14 protein-coding genes and 1 pseudogene are annotated in these 17,972 nt (G+C 63.5%); 1 reads left to right on the top strand and 14 read right to left on the bottom strand.

The window, feature by feature from the left end; genetic code table 11:
- Positions 1-242: 242 nt before the first annotated feature.
- The 10 genes from GCT13_RS34240 to GCT13_RS34195 all read right to left on the bottom strand — a co-directional run bounded on the left by GCT13_RS34240 (position 243) and on the right by GCT13_RS34195 (position 11,123).
- Entirely contained in the window at positions 243-473 is a 231-nt protein-coding gene (locus tag GCT13_RS34240; protein ID WP_090872071.1) for a hypothetical protein, read from the bottom strand.
- Between the two features lie 105 nt (positions 474-578).
- Positions 579-1,028 carry a hypothetical protein gene (locus tag GCT13_RS34235; protein WP_152765954.1) on the bottom strand — a complete coding sequence of 150 codons (450 nt, stop codon included), beginning with the start codon at positions 1,026-1,028 and terminating at the stop codon, positions 579-581.
- Positions 1,029-1,182: 154 nt separating this feature from the next.
- Positions 1,183-1,950 carry an amino acid ABC transporter ATP-binding protein gene (locus GCT13_RS34230; protein ID WP_152765951.1) on the bottom strand — a complete coding sequence of 256 codons (768 nt, stop codon included), beginning with the start codon at positions 1,948-1,950 and terminating at the stop codon, positions 1,183-1,185.
- Positions 1,951-1,953: 3 nt separating this feature from the next.
- Complete coding sequence (locus GCT13_RS34225; RefSeq protein ID WP_152765949.1) at positions 1,954-2,631, bottom strand: amino acid ABC transporter permease; 678 nt, start codon at positions 2,629-2,631, stop codon at positions 1,954-1,956.
- A 22-nt stretch (positions 2,632-2,653) separates the two neighbouring features.
- Positions 2,654-3,436 carry an amino acid ABC transporter substrate-binding protein gene (locus tag GCT13_RS34220; RefSeq protein ID WP_152765947.1) on the bottom strand — a complete coding sequence of 261 codons (783 nt, stop codon included), beginning with the start codon at positions 3,434-3,436 and terminating at the stop codon, positions 2,654-2,656.
- Positions 3,437-3,922: 486 nt separating this feature from the next.
- Positions 3,923-5,374, bottom strand: a complete 1,452-nt coding sequence (hydA, locus tag GCT13_RS34215) for a dihydropyrimidinase (protein WP_152765946.1) — start codon at positions 5,372-5,374, stop codon at positions 3,923-3,925.
- Positions 5,375-5,402: 28 nt separating this feature from the next.
- A complete protein-coding gene (locus tag GCT13_RS34210; RefSeq protein WP_152765944.1) occupies positions 5,403-6,899 on the bottom strand; it encodes an NCS1 family nucleobase:cation symporter-1 in 1,497 nt (498 codons plus the stop codon).
- 108 nt (positions 6,900-7,007) lie between these two features.
- Positions 7,008-8,330, bottom strand: coding sequence for an NAD-dependent dihydropyrimidine dehydrogenase subunit PreA (gene preA, locus GCT13_RS34205; protein WP_152765942.1), 1,323 nt, complete (start codon positions 8,328-8,330; stop codon positions 7,008-7,010).
- Between the two features lie 51 nt (positions 8,331-8,381).
- On the bottom strand, positions 8,382-9,731 hold the full coding sequence (locus GCT13_RS34200; protein WP_152765939.1) for an NAD(P)-dependent oxidoreductase: 1,350 nt from the start codon (positions 9,729-9,731) through the stop codon (positions 8,382-8,384).
- A 114-nt stretch (positions 9,732-9,845) separates the two neighbouring features.
- Positions 9,846-11,123 carry a Zn-dependent hydrolase gene (locus GCT13_RS34195; protein ID WP_152765937.1) on the bottom strand — a complete coding sequence of 426 codons (1,278 nt, stop codon included), beginning with the start codon at positions 11,121-11,123 and terminating at the stop codon, positions 9,846-9,848.
- 357 nt (positions 11,124-11,480) lie between these two features.
- On the opposite strand from GCT13_RS34195, the pseudogene GCT13_RS34190 reads away from it, so the two are divergent.
- A pseudogene (locus tag GCT13_RS34190) lies at positions 11,481-12,225 on the top strand (TetR/AcrR family transcriptional regulator).
- 26 nt (positions 12,226-12,251) lie between these two features.
- Here the strand turns inward: GCT13_RS34190 and boxA are convergent.
- From boxA to GCT13_RS34170, 4 genes are all read right to left on the bottom strand, one after another.
- Positions 12,252-13,499: a benzoyl-CoA 2,3-epoxidase subunit BoxA gene (boxA, locus tag GCT13_RS34185; RefSeq protein ID WP_152765934.1), complete on the bottom strand. Its 1,248-nt coding sequence runs from the start codon at positions 13,497-13,499 to the stop codon at positions 12,252-12,254.
- A 42-nt stretch (positions 13,500-13,541) separates the two neighbouring features.
- The gene (gene boxB / locus GCT13_RS34180; RefSeq protein WP_152765932.1) at positions 13,542-14,969 is read right to left on the bottom strand and encodes a benzoyl-CoA 2,3-epoxidase subunit BoxB; all 1,428 of its coding nucleotides are present in this window, start codon (positions 14,967-14,969) and stop codon (positions 13,542-13,544) included.
- A 101-nt stretch (positions 14,970-15,070) separates the two neighbouring features.
- Entirely contained in the window at positions 15,071-16,741 is a 1,671-nt protein-coding gene (gene boxC, locus GCT13_RS34175; protein WP_193727828.1) for a 2,3-epoxybenzoyl-CoA dihydrolase, read from the bottom strand.
- 145 nt (positions 16,742-16,886) lie between these two features.
- Positions 16,887-17,849, bottom strand: coding sequence for a helix-turn-helix transcriptional regulator (locus GCT13_RS34170; protein WP_152765928.1), 963 nt, complete (start codon positions 17,847-17,849; stop codon positions 16,887-16,889).
- Between the last annotated feature and the right edge of the window lie 123 nt (positions 17,850-17,972).

Below are 17,972 nucleotides of genomic sequence, written 5' to 3'. Positions count from 1 at the left end.
CGGGTAAATCCTACGGAGACGAGGAATTCCTCAATACAAGAAAACTCCCAAAGTCGGATTTCTTCGATCTTCGCGGACGACGTTGCTCAAAGTGCGCGCATGAACATGCATGACGCATCGAGCGCATCGAGCGCATTGAAGGCACCGAAGGCGAACGAAGGGACGCGTGCAACGCTAGCGCGCCACGCAAATGACTGAATGGAAAGAAAGGAAATGCAGGCGATAAGCCCGCAAGCGCAAGGCTAGGAGCCGCCGCCCGCGAGCACCTGTTCGAGCGCCATCGAACGCGCCGCCTCCTCGGCCTCTTCAGCCGTGTCGAACACGCTGCCCGACACGTGGACCTGATGCCATTCGGGTTTGTCAGCGGCGTCGCGAAAGATACGGAAGCGCGCGCAGTAGCCGCGCGGCGTGACGGGCACCACGTCGATATCGACGGATGCGCCCTCTATGTGATGTCTGACGAAGCCGTCCATGCTGCCCTCCTGAACCCTGCATAACGTGCCCGCATTACGCAGAAATCCTAGCATGTCGGCCTGGATGTGGCAGGTGCGTCGCAGCATGATGCCGCGCCGCTCGCGTCACTCGCCGGTTTGCTCTCCGGCTTCGGCGGGCGTGCCCGTCTTCGCGAGGCGCGCGGGCGCGAGCCAGCGGAACGCGCTCACGCCGTTTGCGTCGTAGGTGCATTCGACGGCTGCGGGCACCACGGTCTTGCGCGGCTTGGTCTTTTCGATCGCGGCCGCGACGGGCGCGAGCAGCCCGGCTTCGTTGATGTTCGTATTTCGCGGCCTGGCGGCCGCCGCTTCCGACGCCGTCTGCGGATGCTCGAGCGTGCCTTCCACGACGACGCGGCTGCCATGGATGCCCATGCCCGTGTGCACGATCTTCAACGTATCGTCGGCGGAAAGCTCGCTCACCGATTGCCGCATCATCTGCTCGCATGCGCTCGTGTTTTTGTACACAGACGCGCATCCCGCGGACAAAGCGGCGGCAACCGTGCAGCATGCGATCAACAGAGTGCGTGTCTTCATCGATGTTCCGTGGCTAAAGGCGACGGCCATTGTAGCGTAGCTGCCGGATGCCGGCGTGAAGCTTGCCCGAAGCGCGGCCTCGCGCGAAACAACAAGGGCGCCCGCAGGCGCCCTCGCTGTCATTCATGAATCGGCGTGTATCGGTGGAGGGCGATCAGTCTTCCCAGCCGTCCGGCAGCGTCTGCGTGAGCGTCGACACGAAGCTCGCGGTTTCCGGCTGCTTCGGCCGCGTAAAGATGTCGCGCGAATGGCCCTGCTCGACGATCGACCCGTTGCTCAGGAACACGACATTGCGCGCGATCGACGCGGCGAGCCGCAGATCGTGCGTGGCCATCAGCATCGTCATGCCTTCTTTCGCGAGCTGGCGCAGCACTTCGACCACTTCGGCGGCGAGGCCCGGATCGAGCGCGGAAGTCGGCTCGTCGCACAGCAGCACTTCCGGCGACGGCGCGAGCGCCCGCGCAATCGCCACGCGCTGCTGCTGGCCGCCCGACAGCGTGACAGGCCACGCATCGGCCTTGTGCGCGATGCCAACCTTTTCCAGCAGTTCGAGCGCCCGTGCGCGCGCCCTTTCGCGGTCCCACTTCTGCACCGTGATGAGCCCTTCCATCACGTTCTCGATCACCGTGCGATGCGGGAACAGCTGGAAGTTCTGGAACACCATCCCGGTGCGGCGGCGAATCGCGAGCACCGCTTCCTTCGACGGCTTTTCCGTGCGGCTGAACGGGATGCGCTGATCGCCGAGTTCGAGCGAACCGGCTTCGGGAATTTCCAGCAGGTTCACGCAGCGCAACAGCGTGCTCTTGCCGCTGCCCGACGGGCCGATCAGCGCCGTCACGTTGCCCTGATCGAGCGCGAGATCGACGCTGTTCAGCACGCGATGATCGCCGAAATACTTTTCGATTTTTTCGAGGCGAATCATCGTTCAGCTACCCGACGTGAAAAGCGCGTGGCGGCCGAAGCGGCGTTCGAGGCGCACCTGCGCGGAGGACAGCACCGAGCTGAACACGAGATAGATCAGCGCGGCTTCCGTATAGAGAATCAGCGGCTCGTACGTCACCGATGCGATGCGCTGCGCGGCCTGGAAAATCTCCGGCACGGTCAGCACGGCAGCAAGCGACGTGTCCTTGACGAGCGCGATGAACGAGTTCGACAGCGGCGGCAACGCGACGCGCGCCGCCTGTGGCAGGATCGCGCGGCGCAGCGCCTGCGCGCGGGTCATGCCCATCGAGTACGCGGCTTCCCACTGCCCTTTCGGGATCGACTCGATCACGCCGCGAATCACTTCCGAGTTATACGCGCCGACGTTCAGCGAGAAGCCGATGATCGCGGCCGTCAACGGATCGAGCACGATGCCGACGTTCGGCAGGCCATAGAAGATCACGAACAGCTGAACGAGCAGCGGCGAGCCGCGAAACAGCCACACGTAGAAGCGCACGACGGCCACCGACCACGTCGGTCCGAACAGCCGCAGCAGCGCCACGATGAACGCCAGCGCGAGTCCGATCGCGAACGACACGAGCGTCAACGGCACGGTGAACACGAGGCCCGCGTACAGCAGCGGCCACAGCGACTCCCCCATCAGGTGCAACCATGCAGGCATGATTCAGGCTCGCCCTTCTTGCTTATTGCGAAACGTCTTTGCCGAAGTACTTGTTCGAGATCTTCTCGTACGTACCGTCGGCCTTGATGTCGGCGAGCGCCTTGTTGATCGCGGCCTGCAGCTCCGGATTGCCCTTGCGGATCAACACCGCCGACTTGTCCGAGCTATCCGACGACGTGTCGATCGCGGCGATCTTCACCTTCGCGTCCGGCTTGTGCTTCTTGAAGTCGAGGAACGACAGCGAGTCGTTGACCGTCGCATCGACGCGGCCCGACGTCAGCAGGTCGATCGATTCGTTGAAACCCTGCACCGGAACCACTTCAGCGCCGTGCGCGGCGGCGATCTTGCCGAAGTTGCTGGTCAGCGTATTGGCCGACTTCTTGCCCTTCAGGTCGTCGAAAGTCTTGATCGCGCTGTTGTCCGCGCGCACGATCAGCGCCGCGTGCGACGTGATGTACGGCGTCGAGAAGTCGTACTTCTGCTTGCGCGCATCGGTGACGGCGACTTCGTTGATCACGGCGTCGTAGCGGTTCGCGTCGAGACCGGCGATCAGGCCGTCCCACTTGCCTTCGACGAACACCGGCTTCACGCCCAGCTTCTGCGCGATCGCGCGGCCGATTTCGACGTCGAAGCCCGTCAGCTGGTTCGACGCGTCGTGGAACGTGAACGGCGCGTAGGTGCCTTCCGTGCCGAACTTGATCTCGCCGGTGGACTTGATCTTCGAGAGGTCGTCTGCGGCGAACGCGGCCGTCGCCGTCGCGACTTGCAGCAGGCCGATCAGCAGAAGGGATCGAATCGACTTCATGATGTGTGCTCCGAGGTTCGTTTTATCGGGTTGTGCGTGCGTCTGCCGGAACACCCGTCCGGCAGCGTGGGCGGACTGTAGCAAACGGTCCTTATTTCCACAACGCATTTGAAGGCTTATATATATGCCGAGGCGGAATAAACTAGACCGAAACAGAGGGGTTGGCAATGCGCAAGTATACGGACGCACGCGAATCCTTGCGCCGCATGGGACATTGGCGTCCAGTTCGTCGTTTCGCTTCGTCGTCGCGTTGCGTTTGCGTTGCTATCGCTTCGCGATGGCTTCGGCGTCGATTTGCCGCCCCCGTTCTTGCCGTCCTAACTCGTCCCTTGCACGCGCGCCGTGGTGCGTCGGAAGCCGCTCCCGCAGCGCGGCCGGAAGCATACCCGAAAATAGCGACGGCCGCTCCTGCCCTGCGAGGCGAAGCGGCCGTTCGTGTCGTGCAGCCAGATCGAGCCCGGTCGAGTCCGAGTGCACAGGCGCGGTTCAGCGTTCGACGGGATGCGGCTCCTTCAGCTTGTTGGCGACCCGCACCGCATCGTAGTACGCCGCGTTGGGCGGGCGCTTCAGGTACTGACCCGCGCCGCGCTGCGCGCGCAGATCGCCGTCGGCCCATGCATGCGCGCCGCGCGTGAACGTGTGCATCGCGACGCCCTGCACCGTCATCCCTTCGAACACGTTGAAGTCGACCTTCTGATGATGCGTCTTCACCGAGATCGTCTTCGTCGCGGCCGGGTCCCAGATGACGAGGTCGGCATCCGCGCCGACCTCCACCGCGCCTTTGCGCGGATACAGGTTGAAGATCTGCGCGGCATTCGTCGACGTGATGCGCACGAACTCGTTCGGCGTAATGCGTCCGCGGTTCACGCCCTCGTGCCACAGCACTGACATCCGGTCCTCGACGCCGCCGCAGCCGTTCGGAATCTTCGTGAAGTCCTCGCGGCCCATCGCCTTCTGCGACGCGCAGAACACACAATGGTCGGTGGCCGTCGTATGCAACTGGCCCGATTGCAGCCCGCGCCACAATGCCTCGCGATGCTCGCTCGTGCGAAACGGCGGGCTCATCACATGCGCGGCGGCCCGCGTCCAGTCGCGGTCGCGATAGACGGATTCGTCGATCACGAGATGCCCGGGCAACACTTCGCCGAACACGCGCTGCCCTTCGTTGCGCGCGCGCGAAATCGCTTCGACGGCCTCTTTCGCGGACACGTGCACGATATACACGGGCACGCCGAGCACCTGCGCAATGCGGATCGCGCGGTTCGCGGCCTCGCCTTCCACTTCGGGCGGACGCGACAACGGATGCGCCTCCGGTCCCTTGAATCCCTTCGCGAGCAGTTGCTTCTGCAACTGGAACACAAGCTCGCCGTTTTCCGCATGCACGGTCGGCAGCGCGCCGAGTTCGAGCGAACGCGAGAAGCTGTTCACGAGCACTTCGTCGTCGGCCATGATCGCGTTTTTGTAGGCCATGAAGTGCTTGAAGCTCGACACGCCGTGCTCGTGCACGAGCGTGCCCATGTCGCGATGCACCGACTCGTCCCACCATGTAACGGCCACGTGAAAGCCATAATCCGCCGATGCCTTCTCGGCCCAGCCACGCCATTCCTTGAACGCATCCATGAGCGGCTGCTTCGGGCTTGGAATCACGAAGTCGATGATGCTCGTCGTGCCGCCCGACAGGCCCGCCGCCGTGCCCGAATAGAAATCGTCGCTTGCCGTCGTGCCCATGAACGGCAGTTCCATGTGCGTGTGCGGATCGATGCCGCCGGGCATCACGTACTGATCGTGCGCATCGACGATCTTCGCGCCCTCGGGCGGATCGATCGTGCGGTCGATCTGCAGGATCGTGCCGCCGTCCTGCGGGTCCGCGATCAACACGTCAGCTCTATGCGTGCGGTCGGCGTCGATCACGGTGCCGCCGCGAATCAGGGTTGTCATCGGTTGCCTCCTCCGTTAAATCGCGTGTTCACGCATTCGCCATGCTCGCGCCAGGACTGCGACGCAGCTTCATCCATGTGCCGTACACGATCGATGCAAGTGCGAGTCCCACGAACCATGCATACGTGTAGAGCGTATTGAGGAACCCGGGCACGTTTGGGAACGACGCGGGAAACGCAGTGTGCAGAAAGCCCGGCAGATTCGGCAGCACGCCGATCACGAGCGCGACGACAGCGGCCATGTTCCAGCCACCCGTGTAGCTGTATTCGCCGTTTTCGTCGAACAGTTCGCGCTGATCGAGCCGCGTGCCGCGAATCAGGAAGTAATCGACCATCAGGATGCCCGCGACGGGTCCGAGCAACGCCGAGTAACCGACGAGCCACGTGAAGATGTAGCCTTGCGTGGTCGCGAGAATCTTCCACGGCATCATCACGATCGCGATGGTCGCGGTGATCAGGCCGCCCGTGCGATACGAAATGCCCTTTGGCCACAGGCTCGAAAAGTCATACGCGGGCCCGACGAGATTCGCGGCGAGATTGCAGCACATCGTATCGAGCGTGAGGATGATGAGCGCGATGCCGACGCCGATGCCCGTCATGCGGCTCGTCAGGTCGATCGGGTCCCAGATCGCCTTGCCGTAGATCACGACCGTCGCCGACGTGACGACGACCGAGATCACCGACAGCAACGCCATCGGTACGGGCAGGCCGATCGACTGCCCGACGATCTGGTCGCGCTGCGTCTTCGCAAAGCGCGTGAAGTCCGGGATATTCAACGCGAGCGTCGCCCAGAAGCCGACCATCGCCGTGAGGCCCGGCCAGAACGTGACCCAGAAGAGCCCTTCCTTCTTGCCGCCTGGCGCGAACTGCGAAGGCGCCGACAGCATCGAGCCGACGCCGCCCGCCTTCGACGTCGCCCACCAGACGAGCGCAACGCACATCACGACCTTGATCGGCGCAGACCAGCTTTCGAGCCAGCGGATCGAATCGGTGCCGTGCACGATGAAGTAGATCTGCAAGGCCCAGAATGCGAGAAAGCACGCGAGCTGCGCGACCGAGATGTCGAGAAACGGCAGCGCCGCGCCATGCAGCGCGTTGCCCGTCAGGATGTTGAGCAGCGTATAGATCGCGCTGCCGCCGAGCCACGTCTGGATGCCGTACCAGCCGCACGCGACGATCGCGCGCAGCATCGCCGGCAGCTTCGCGCCCTGCGTGCCGAACGACGAGCGCACGAGCACCGCATACGGAATGCCGTGCTTTGCGCCCGCGTGTCCGATCAACAGCATCGGCACCAGCACGATCACGTTGCCGAGCAGGACCGTCAGCACCGCCTGCCACGGCGACATGCCCTCTTCCGTCAAGCCGGCCGCGAGCATGTACGACGCGATGTTCATCACCATGCCGACCCACAGCGCCGCGAAGTGATACCACTTCCACGTGCGCTGCGCGGGGCCCGTCGGCGCGAGGTCGTCGTTATAGAGACTGCTTCCGTGCGGCGCGTCGGCGGATTGCGCTGTCTGCTTCATCGGGGGATCTCCACTTGATCGCTCGTTGACTGCTCATTGATTTCGAAAGCCTGCGCGTTCTCTGATGTGATTCGTCGAAACGCGTCGGGCCGGAAGGTGGCCGATGAATCAGGCCGCTTTCGCCGCGTGCTGCGCATCGGCTTGCGCGTGGCCTGGTTCGGATGAATCGGCAACGACACGCGCCGGATTGTTCGGATGCGTGGTCCAGTTCGCGTACTCGCCGCTGTCGACGCGCTCCATCGTGATGCATTGCTCGACCGGGCACACATGCATGCAAAGATTGCACCCGACGCACTCCGCATCGATCACTTCGAAATGGCGCTTGCCGTCCTTCTCACGCGTGATCGCCTGGTGCGACGTGTCCTCGCATGCGATGTGACACAGACCGCACTGGATGCACTTGTCCTGGTCGATGCGCGCCTTGATGTCGTACTTCAGGTTCAGGTACTTCCAGTCGGTGACGTTCGGCACCGCGCGGCCGCGAATGTCGTCAAGCGTTGCGTAGCCCTTTTCGTCCATCCAGTTCGACAGGCCGTCCGCGAGATCGGAGACGATGCGAAAGCCATAGTGCATCGCCGCCGTGCACACCTGCACGCTGCCCGCGCCGAGCACGATGAACTCGGCCGCGTCGCGCCACGATGAAATGCCGCCGATGCCCGAGATGGGCAGACCCGGCGTTTGCGGGTCGCGCGCGATTTCGGCGACCATGTTCAGCGCGATCGGCTTGACGGCGGGTCCGCAATAGCCGCCGTGCGTGCCCTTGCCGTCGACGGTCGGCATCGGCGCCATCTGGTCGAGATCGACGGCGACGATCGAATTGATCGTGTTGATCAGCGACACGCCATCCGCGCCACCCTTGTATGCGGCGCGCGAGCCCATGCGGATATCGCTGATGTTCGGCGTGAGCTTCACGAGACACGGCAGCTTCGTGCCCTCCTTGACCCAGCGCGTGACCATCTCGACATACTCGGGCACCTGGCCGACGGCCGAACCCATCCCGCGCTCGCTCATCCCATGCGGACAGCCGAAGTTCAGCTCGACGGCATCCGCGCCCGTGTCTTCGACGAGCGGGAGAATCCATTTCCAGTCGTGCTCGTTGCACGGCACCATCAGCGACACGATCAGCGCGCGGTCGGGCCAGTCGCGCTTGACCTGCATGATTTCGCGCAGGTTGACATCGAGCGGCCGGTCCGTGATCAGCTCGATATTGTTCAGGCCCGCGATGCGCTGGCCGTTCCACTGCACCGCGCCGTAACGCGAGCTGACATTGACCACATGCGGATCGAGCCCGAGCGTCTTCCACACGACGCCGCCCCAGCCCGCTTCGAAAGCGCGATTCACGTTGTACGCCTTGTCGGTCGGCGGCGCGGACGCGAGCCAGAAAGGATTCGGCGAATTGATGCCGGCAATCGTGCAGCGTAGGTCGGCCATGGTCGGCTCCGTGGAATTCGGTTGTGTTGTGACGTTGCGCGTGTTCGCGTTTCAGGCCGCCTTGACGGCGGCGAGCGCGAACGCCGCGTCGATCGACGCCGCCGCGAGCTTGCCGTCCTGCACGGCCTGCACGGTCAGATCGACGCCGCCCGATGCCGCGCAATCGCCGCCCGCCCATACTTTGTCGAGCGACGTGCGCATGTCCGCATCGACGGCAATGCGGCTTCCATCCAGCGTCAGCAGTTCGCGATCGAGACCGACGGGCACGAGCGTCTGACCGATCGCCTTGAGCACCATGTCGGCTTCGACTTTGAAGCGTTCCACCCTGTCATCGTTTGCGACGCGTTCGAACTCGACGCCTGTCACCATTCCATCGCTGCCAATCAAACGCACGGGCCTTGCATGCGTGACGAGCGTCACGCGCTGCGTCTGCGCGAACTCGCGCTCGGCCCATGTCGCGCTCATCGATTCGACGCCGCGCCGATACACCATCGTCACGCTCGACGCACCGAGCTTGCGGCTTTGCACGGCGGCATCGACGGCTGTATTACCGCCGCCGATCACGACTACGCGACGTCCGACGGGCACCGTCGACAGGTCTTTCGCCTGACGTACCTGCTCGATGAAATCGACGGCGTTCATCACGCCGTCCAATGCTTCGCCTTCGAGTTCGAGCGCCCGCACGCCCGCGAGGCCCGCTGCAACGAACACGGCGTCGTGCTGTTGACGCAACGCGTCGAGCGTCACGTCGCGGCCCAGCGCAACACCCGTCTTCAGTTCGATGCCGCCGACCGACAGCAGCCATTGCACTTCGCGCTGAGCGAAGTCATCGACGGTCTTGTATGCGGCGATGCCGTATTCGTTGAGTCCGCCGCCTTTGTCGCGCGCGTCGTAGATCGTCACGCGATGGCCCGCCACGGCAAGACGATGTGCGCAAGCAAGTCCGGCCGGCCCCGCGCCGACCACGGCCACATGACGCCCGCTATCCGCCGCGCGCCTGAATTGCACGGCATCGCGCGCGATCGCCCAATCCGTCGCATGACGTTGCAACGCGCCAATCGCCACGGGCTTCGCATCCTGGTGATTGCGCACGCACGCGCCTTCGCAAAGGATTTCGGTCGGGCAGACACGCGCGCACATGCCGCCTAGCGGATTGGCCGAAAGAATATCGGTGGCCGCGCCCTTCAGATTGCCGTTGCCGATCTTGCGGATGAACCCGGGTATGTCGATTTGCGTCGGACACGCCTGCACGCATGGCGCGTCATAGCAGTAGTGACAGCGGCTCGCGGCCGCGGCGGCCGCCGTGGGATCGAGCAGCGGCGCGATGTCGGCGAACTCGCACGAAAGCTGTTCGGACGGCACACGCTGCGCCGCGATGTCGCCGGTTTGCTTGATGGCCATACGCGTTCCTTCGTCAAAGTGAGGACGTAGCCGTGCCTGCCGGCTTCGCTTCAACGAAGCCGGGACGGCATGTGTTTTATGGGTAAGGCGGTGAAGCGTTAAGGCCTTATGGCTTTACGATGCAGGCTCGCAGGCGCGCTCCAGCATCGCGTGCAGCAACACGTTCGCGCCCGCCTCGATCCATTCGGGCGTCGCGTCTTCGATTTCGTTGTGACTGATCCCGTCGACACACGGCACGAATACCATCGACGTCGGCGCGACTTGCGCGAGATAGCACGCGTCATGGCCCGCGCCCGACACGATGTCGCGATGCGAATAGCCGAAGCGTTCGGCAGCGGCGCGCACGGACTTCACGCATGCCGCGTCGAACCTGACGGGTTCGTAGTAGAAGATCTGTTCGAGCTGCGTTTGGAGGCCGATTGCGCCCGCGATCTTCGCGACGCCTTCACGCAGCGCGGCGTCCATCTTCGCGAGCACGGCATCGTCGGGATGACGGAAATCGACGGTGAAGAACACACGGCCGGGAATCACGTTGCGCGAGTTCGGATACACCTGCATCATGCCGACCGTCGCACACGCGAGCGGCGCGTGATCGAGGCCGATACGGTTGACGAGATCGACGACACGCGCGGCGCCCAGCAATGCATCTTTGCGGCGCGGCATCGGCGTCGGGCCCGCGTGCGCTTCCTGCCCCGTCAGCGTGATTTCGTACCAGCGCTGCCCTTGCGCATCGGTGACGACGCCGATCGTCTTCTGCTCGGCTTCGAGTATCGGTCCCTGCTCGATGTGCAGTTCGAACGCCGCGTGCAGCGGACGCCCGCCGCACGGCACGTCGCCCGCATAGCCGATGCGCTTCAGTTCTTCGCCGATCGTCTTGCCGTCGACGTCCTTGCGCGACAGGCCATAGTCGAGCGTGAACACGCCCGCGAACACGCCCGACGCCACCATCGCAGGCGCGAACCGCGAGCCTTCCTCGTTGGTCCAGATCACCAGTTCGATGGGATGCTCGGTCTGGATGTTGCGATCGTTGAGGCTGCGGATCACTTCGAGCCCGCCGAGCACGCCATAGATGCCGTCGAAGCGGCCGCCCGTCGGTTGCGAGTCGGCATGCGAGCCCGTCATCACAGGCAACGCATTCGGATTCGTGCCCGTGCGCCGCATGAACACGTTGCCCATCTGATCGACGCTCACCGTGCAGCCCGCCTCCTTCGCCCAGCTGACGATCAGGTCGCGTCCCTGCTTGTCGAGGTCGGTGAGCGCGAGGCGGCAGACGCCGCCCTTCGGTGTCGCGCCGATTTTCGCCATCGTCATCAGGCTGTCCCACAGCCGCTTTCCGTTGACGGCGATCGACGTATCGAGTCCTTGTTTCAACGCTTCGGATACCGCATTCATTCGTCTTGCTCCTCTGGATCAACACGCGTTGCAGTTCAAGCGCGAGGGCTTTGCAATGCCTCGCGACGACGTGAAACTGGTGCATCGGCTACGCGGTCAGATTCGCTTTGAGGCATCGATGCACGCATCGTGTGCATCGCGCGAATGCGTTCGTGTCCCGGTCGATTGGTGGCATCGGGCGCCTTGCGAATCCTGTCCGATTGGACAGGTTGTAGTCGATCAAAATCAGCAAATCAATCTCTTTCGTGCGGGCAGGAACAGAGCGAGAAGCATGCCCACCGCAACGCAGCAACGCACTTTCGTAGCGACTGCGGACCGACGAGAATGTCCATGTTGACACGAGCGCAAGCGGCTAGAATGAAGCGCGACGCGGCACCGGGACCGCGCGAGGCCAACGATGAAAGACGACAAGCCAGTGGAAAACGCAGCGGTGAGCGAGACGGATCACGACGAAGCGGTGCGACCTTTGCGGCGGCGCAAGGCTCACATTCGCGAGAGCAACGAAGCGCATCTTCTCGCGTGCGCCGAGGCGGTGTTTGCGGAAAGAGGCTTCGAAGGCGCGAGTACGGCGATGATCGCGGAGCGCGCAGGCTTACCGAAAGCCAACGTCCATTATTACTTCCCGACCAAGCTCGCGCTCTACCGGCGCGTGCTCGAAGACCTGTTCGAAGACTGGCATCGCGCGGCGAATACGTTCGAAGGCAACGACGACCCTGTCGAAGCGATCGGCGGCTATGTGCGCGCGAAGATGGAGTTGTCGCGGCGGCGGCCGCTCGGCTCGAAGGTGTGGGCGAACGAGATCATCCACGGTGCCGAGCATATGCAGGACATCCTCGATCAACGCGTGAAGCCGTGGCTCGACACGCGCGTGAAGGTCATCGACGACTGGATCGCGCGCGGACTGCTCGCGAACGTCGATGCGCAGACCTTGATGTACATGATCTGGGCGACGACGCAGCACTATGCGGATTTCGATGCGCAGATACGCGCGCTGGGCGGCAAACGGGCATTGTCGCAAAGGGCCTTCGATGCGGCGACGGAACAGGTCGTGCAGCTTGTGATTCGCGCGTGCGGCGCCAGGTCTCCTTCTACGAAGACCTGAGCGCTTTGGTCACTTCATTCACGCGCTTAATACGTTTCCAGATGCAGGCGCCCTTCGCGCTTGAGCTTCTGCCACAACGCGTCCCATTCGAGACCATGCTGCCCGGCGATATCCTGCAGCGACTGCAGCACGCCGTCTTCCATGCCCTTCAATCCGCACACATAGATGTACGTGTTGTCGTCCTTGAGCATCTGCGCGACGTCGGCGGCACGCTCGCGCATCGCGTCCTGCACGTAGCGCTTCGGCTCGCCGGGCGTGCGTGAAAACGCGAGGTTCGTATCGATGAAATCTTTCGGCAGGTTCGTCAACGGGCCGAAGTAAGGCAGCTCTTCTTTCGTGCGCGCGCCGAAGAACAGCATCAGCCTGCCGGTTGCGCCCTTCAGCCTGCGCCGGCGTCGATACTCCGTCATCGCGCGCATCGGCGCCGAGCCCGTGCCCGTGCAGATCATCAACAGATGCGAGTTCGGATGATTCGGCATCAGGAACGTGCTGCCGAACGGGCCGATCACGTTGACCACATCGCCCTTCTTCAGATCGCACAGATAGTTCGAGCACACGCCGTTCGTCGCGTTGCCCTGGTAGTCCTGCGTCACGCGCTTCACGGTCAGCGACACGTTGTTGTAGCCGGGGCGTTCGCCGTCGCGCGGACTTGCGATCGAATATTGCCGCGCATGATGCGTGCGTCCATCAGCGGTGCCGCCGGGCGGCAGAATGCCGATCGACTGCCCTTCGAGGACCGGGAAGGGCATCGGACCGAAATCGATTACGATGTGATGGATGTCGCTTTGCGTCACTTCATCCGTCAGCCGGTAGTTGCCGACGACGGTCGCCGTCGTCGGATTCTTGTGCGTGTAGAGATTCACATACGGACGCGCTGCGGACCATGGCGGCACTACCGCGCCGCGCACCGTATCGACCTCGATGCCTTCCGCTTCATCGGTATGGTCGCTGCTCGCGGACGCGGCGTTTTGCGTTTCGGCGGATGGCGTCGGCGCCATCGTTCCCTGTTCGGGCAATACGTCCCAAGCAAACTGCTCGTCGATGCTATACGCGTCGGCCTTGAGCACCGAGCGCCAGTTGTCGATCGCGCCCGTCGGACACGGCGGCACGCACGCCATGCAGGCGTTGCACACGTCCGGCTTCACGACGTAGTTCGTGCCGTCGTGCGTGATCGCATCGATCGGGCAGGTCTCTTCGCACGTGTTGCAGCGAATGCAGATCTCCGGATCGATCAGATGCTGCTTCAGGATTTCGATCGATACAGGCGCGTTCATGATTGCTGTCTCCTGCCCTCTTGCCATGGCACCGCGTTGCGTTCAGTTGAAGCGCACGTATTCGAAGTCGACGGGCTGGCGGTTGATGCCCATCGCAGGCGGCGCGATCCAGTTCGCGAACTTGCCGGGCTCGACGACGCGCCCCATCAGCGATGCGACGAACGCGCGGTCTTCCGCAGTCGGCAGCCATTTTGCTTCGTTCGCGGCCCATTCGGCGTCGCCGATCACGCGACCATCGGGCGAAACATGCGTGCCCGCGAACGTGCCGATCTGCCGGTTGAACGCCTTGTGCGGCACGCTCAGACGAAAGTCGATGCCGGCCTTTTCCAGCACCTTGTTCCAGCGCCCGACGCCCGCCATCGAATCCTTGATGTAGTCGTCGCGCAGCACTTCGTTCATCGCGTTGAGCATCGGCACTTCGCGCTCGATGAGCTTGCCGTCTTCGACGTCGAGCAGCTTGTAGTTGAGGCCGCCAAGCTGATGATCGTCGTCGCGCTTCGTTTCTTCATAGCGGCCCTTGAGGCCCGAGTTATAGAACGTCGCCGCATTCGACGACTGGTCTGCGCCGAACAGATCGATCGTCACCGAGTAGTGGAAGTTCAGATAGCGCTGGATGGTCGGCAGATCGATCACGCCCGTTGCGCGAAGCTTGCTGACGTCGTCGGTCTTCAATTCGTTCATCACCTGAGCGGTGCGCTGCACGACGCGCGACACGCCCGATTCGCCGACGAACATGTGATGCGCTTCTTCCGTCAACATGAACTTCGTCGTACGCGCGAGCGGATCGAAGCCCGATTCGGCGAGCGCGCTCAACTGAAACTTGCCGTCGCGGTCCGTGAAATACGTGAACATGTAGAACGCGAGCCAGTCGGGCGTTTTCTCGTTGAACGCGCCGAGGATGCGCGGATTATCGTCGTCGCCCGAGCGGCGGCCGAGCAGCGCTTCCGCTTCCTCGCGGCCATCGCGGCCGAAGTAGCGATGCAGCAGATACACCATCGCCCACAGGTGACGCCCTTCTTCGACGTTCACCTGGAACAGGTTGCGCAGGTCGTACAGCGACGGCGCCGTCAGGCCGAGATGACGCTGCTGCTCGACGGACGCGGGCTCCGTATCGCCTTGGGTGACGATTATACGGCGCAGGTTCGCGCGATGCTCGCCGGGGACGTCCTGCCACGCGGCTTCGCCCTTGTGCTCGCCGAAATGGATCTTGCGGTCCTGGTCGCCAGGCGACAGAAAGATGCCCCAACGATAGTCGGGCATCTTCACGTAGTCGAAGTGCGCCCATCCGCCCGGATCGACGCTGATCGCGGTACGCAGATAGACGTCGAAGTTGTGCGAGCCGTCCGGTCCCATGTCGCTCCACCATGACAGGAAGTTCGGCTGCCATTGCTCGAGCGCGCGTTGCAGCGTGCGGTCGTCGGCGAGGTTGACGTTGTTGGGGATCTTGTCGCTGTAGTTGATCGTGGACATGTCGGTTCCTTGAGCGCAGTGCGTGTTGTCTGGCGAGAGGCGTTGTGACGATGTGGCGATGTGCGTGCGATGACGTGGCTAAAGAGCTCGGCCTAAAGCGCTCAGACGCGCGACACGTCGAATTGCGCCTTGCTGCCCTTGCCGTACACCTTGAGCGCGCCCTTCTCGCCCACCGCGTTCGGCCGGTTGAAAATCCAGTTCTGCCATGCCGTCAGACGGCCGAAGATGCGCGACTCCATCGTCTCGGGCCCGTTGAAGCGCAGGTTTGCTTCCATGCCCGTCAGCGCATCGGGTGACATCGCCGCGCGTTCTTCGAGCGCAATGCGAATTTCGTCGGCCCAGTCGATATCGTCCGGCGAGGCCGTCACGAGACCCAGGCGCTCGGCTTCCACCGCTTTCACGGGCTGGCCGATTTTCGCGCGTGCGGCATCGAGCGGTTCGGCTTCCTCGTAAAAGCGCCGCGCGAGCCGCGACTGATGCGTGACCATCGGATACAGGCCGAAGTTGACTTCCGACAGCGTGATTGCAGGCTCTTCTTCCTCATTCGCGGGCAGCGCGGCCATATACGTGCGGTCGGCGGCGAATGCGAATTCCGCGAACGTGCCGGCAAAGCACGAACCCGGCTCGATCAGCGCGAACAGCGAACGCGACGACACGTCGATGCGCGCGAGCGTGCGGCGCAAGAGGCCGATCGTTTCGCGCACGAACCAGTGGTCCTTGTGCTGAAGCAGCGTCGCATCGGCGGCGAGCACCGCGCGCGCGTCGCCTTCCGTCTTCAGTATCCACGTGCCGATCTCCAGCTCGTTCGTGCGCATCGACAGGATCGCATCGTCGAGCTCGCGCGCGAACTGCAGCGGCCACCAGTTCACGCCCTTCGCGACGATCGCGTCGATATCGGTCGGCTGGTCGGTCGTGGGCGCTTTCGCGGTGAAGGCGGCCGTGCGTTTCGCGCGGTCGATCGTGACGTCGAGCGTCGCATACGTGAGGCCGTCCTCACGTTCCGTGCGTTCGATGCGCGTGAGCGTCACCCCCTTTGCATCCGCGGGTCGGTCGCTTTGCTGCGCAAGCTCCAGTGCACGCGCCGTGATCGTCTGCTCGAACTGGTTCGGCTTCACGACTTCATCGACGAGCCGCCACTCTTTGGCCCGCGCACCCCGAATGCCCTCGACCAGCGTGCAGAAAATATCGGCGCGGTCGTGTCGGACCTTGCGTTTGTCGGTGACGCGCGTCAGGCCGCCCGTGCCGGGCAGCACGCCGAGCAGCGGCACTTCCGGCAGTGCGACTGACGACGACCGATCGTCGACCAGATAGATCTCATCGCACGCGAGTGCCAGTTCATATCCGCCGCCCGCACATGCACCGTTGACGGCTGCAAGAAACTTCAGGCCGGAATGACGCGACGAGTCTTCGATGCCGTTGCGCGTTTCGTTCGTGAACTTGCAGAAGTTGACTTTCCATGCATGCGACGACAGACCCAGCATGAAGATATTCGCGCCCGAGCAGAACACGCGGTCCTTCATGCTCGTGAGGACGACGGTGCGCACTTCGGGATGCTCGAAGCGGATGCGCTGAAGCGCATCGTGCAGTTCGATATCGACGCCCAGGTCGTATGAATTGAGCTTCAGCTTGTAACCGTCGCGGATGCCGCCGTCTTCGGCGATATCGATGCCGAGCGTCGCCACCGGACCGTTGAACGCGAGCTTCCAGTGCTTGTACTGCGAGGGATAGGTGCGGTAGTCGACTCGCGCGATAGCGGCGTCTGCTGAAGACATGGCTGAGGACATGGGGCGTCTCCTGAGGCGGATGCAGATTGTTGAAAAGAACAATAATGCATCGTCACAGCCAAGTAAAGCACTTTAATTCATGTTCGCGGGTTATCCCTGGCGGGCGAGCCCCGCCTGATGAAGCACGAGTGCATCATGCTTCGTCGCCCAGTTCGGCCGCGAGCCGCGCCGCAAGCCGGTCGCGCAATTGCAGATAGGCGTCGGCAAGCGTGCGCTCGCTGGTGTCGAAGCTCATATCCGCGCGCCCGTACAGTTCGCTGCGGCCCGTGAGAATGCGCTTCAGATCCTCCATCGCCTCCTTGCTTCCCGCCATCGGCCGCAGATCGCCCTGCGCGACGACGCGGCGCATGTGCTCCTCGGGGCTTGCCTGCAGCCAGACGGTGAAACAGTGCGCGAGCAGCATGTTGAACGTGGCGGGCTCGGACACGAGCCCGCCCGGCGACGCGATCACAGCCCGCTCGTGCTCGCCGATGACGGCTTCGAGCGCGCGCTGCTCGTAACGTCGATAAGCGCTCGCGCCGTACAGCGAGTGGATCTCCGACGGCGGGCAACCCGCCATCTGCTCGATCACGCGAGTGATCTCGATGAACGGCACCTTGCGCTCCTGCGCGAGCATGCGGCCGAGCGTCGACTTGCCCGCGCCGCGCAACCCGATCAACGCGATGCGGTCCTTCCGGTGCGGATCGCGCGGGGCCTGCGCGAACATCTCCGACAGCGCAACGCGGGCGCGCTGCAATGCCGCCTGGTCACGCCCCTGCAGCAGTTCGCGGATCAGCAGCCATTCGGCGGAGGACGTGGTTTCGTCGCCGATCACTTCGGCGAGCGGGCAGTTCAGCGTGGCCGCGATTTGCCGCAGCACCAGCACCGACGCGTTGCCCAAACCTGACTCGAGATTCGCCAGATGCCGCTCGGACAGGCCCGTTTCCGCCGCCAGCGTCTTGCGCGTCATGCCGCGCCGCGCGCGTAGCAGACGCACGCGCTCGCCCATCGCCGTCAGAAACGGGTCGCGCTCTTCGCGCTCGGCTTTCGGCGCCTCGTCGTCGGCGCCCGGAGACGGCGCCGCACCGGCCGTTACGACAGAGTAAGTTTGATTCATGTTGCGGACCCTCATCGCATAGGTATATGTACTATAGTGCTTGACACGCACGAGATGAACGGTTAATTTTCGCCGCATATTGACGCAATAACAACGCCGCGTGCCCTCGTCCGGACGGCATAG

Source organism: Paraburkholderia franconis (genome assembly GCF_009362735.1).
GTDB lineage: Bacteria > Pseudomonadota > Gammaproteobacteria > Burkholderiales > Burkholderiaceae > Paraburkholderia > Paraburkholderia franconis.
Note: the sequence above shows the minus strand (reverse complement) of the source record. Positions and strands in the feature narration are given on the sequence as shown.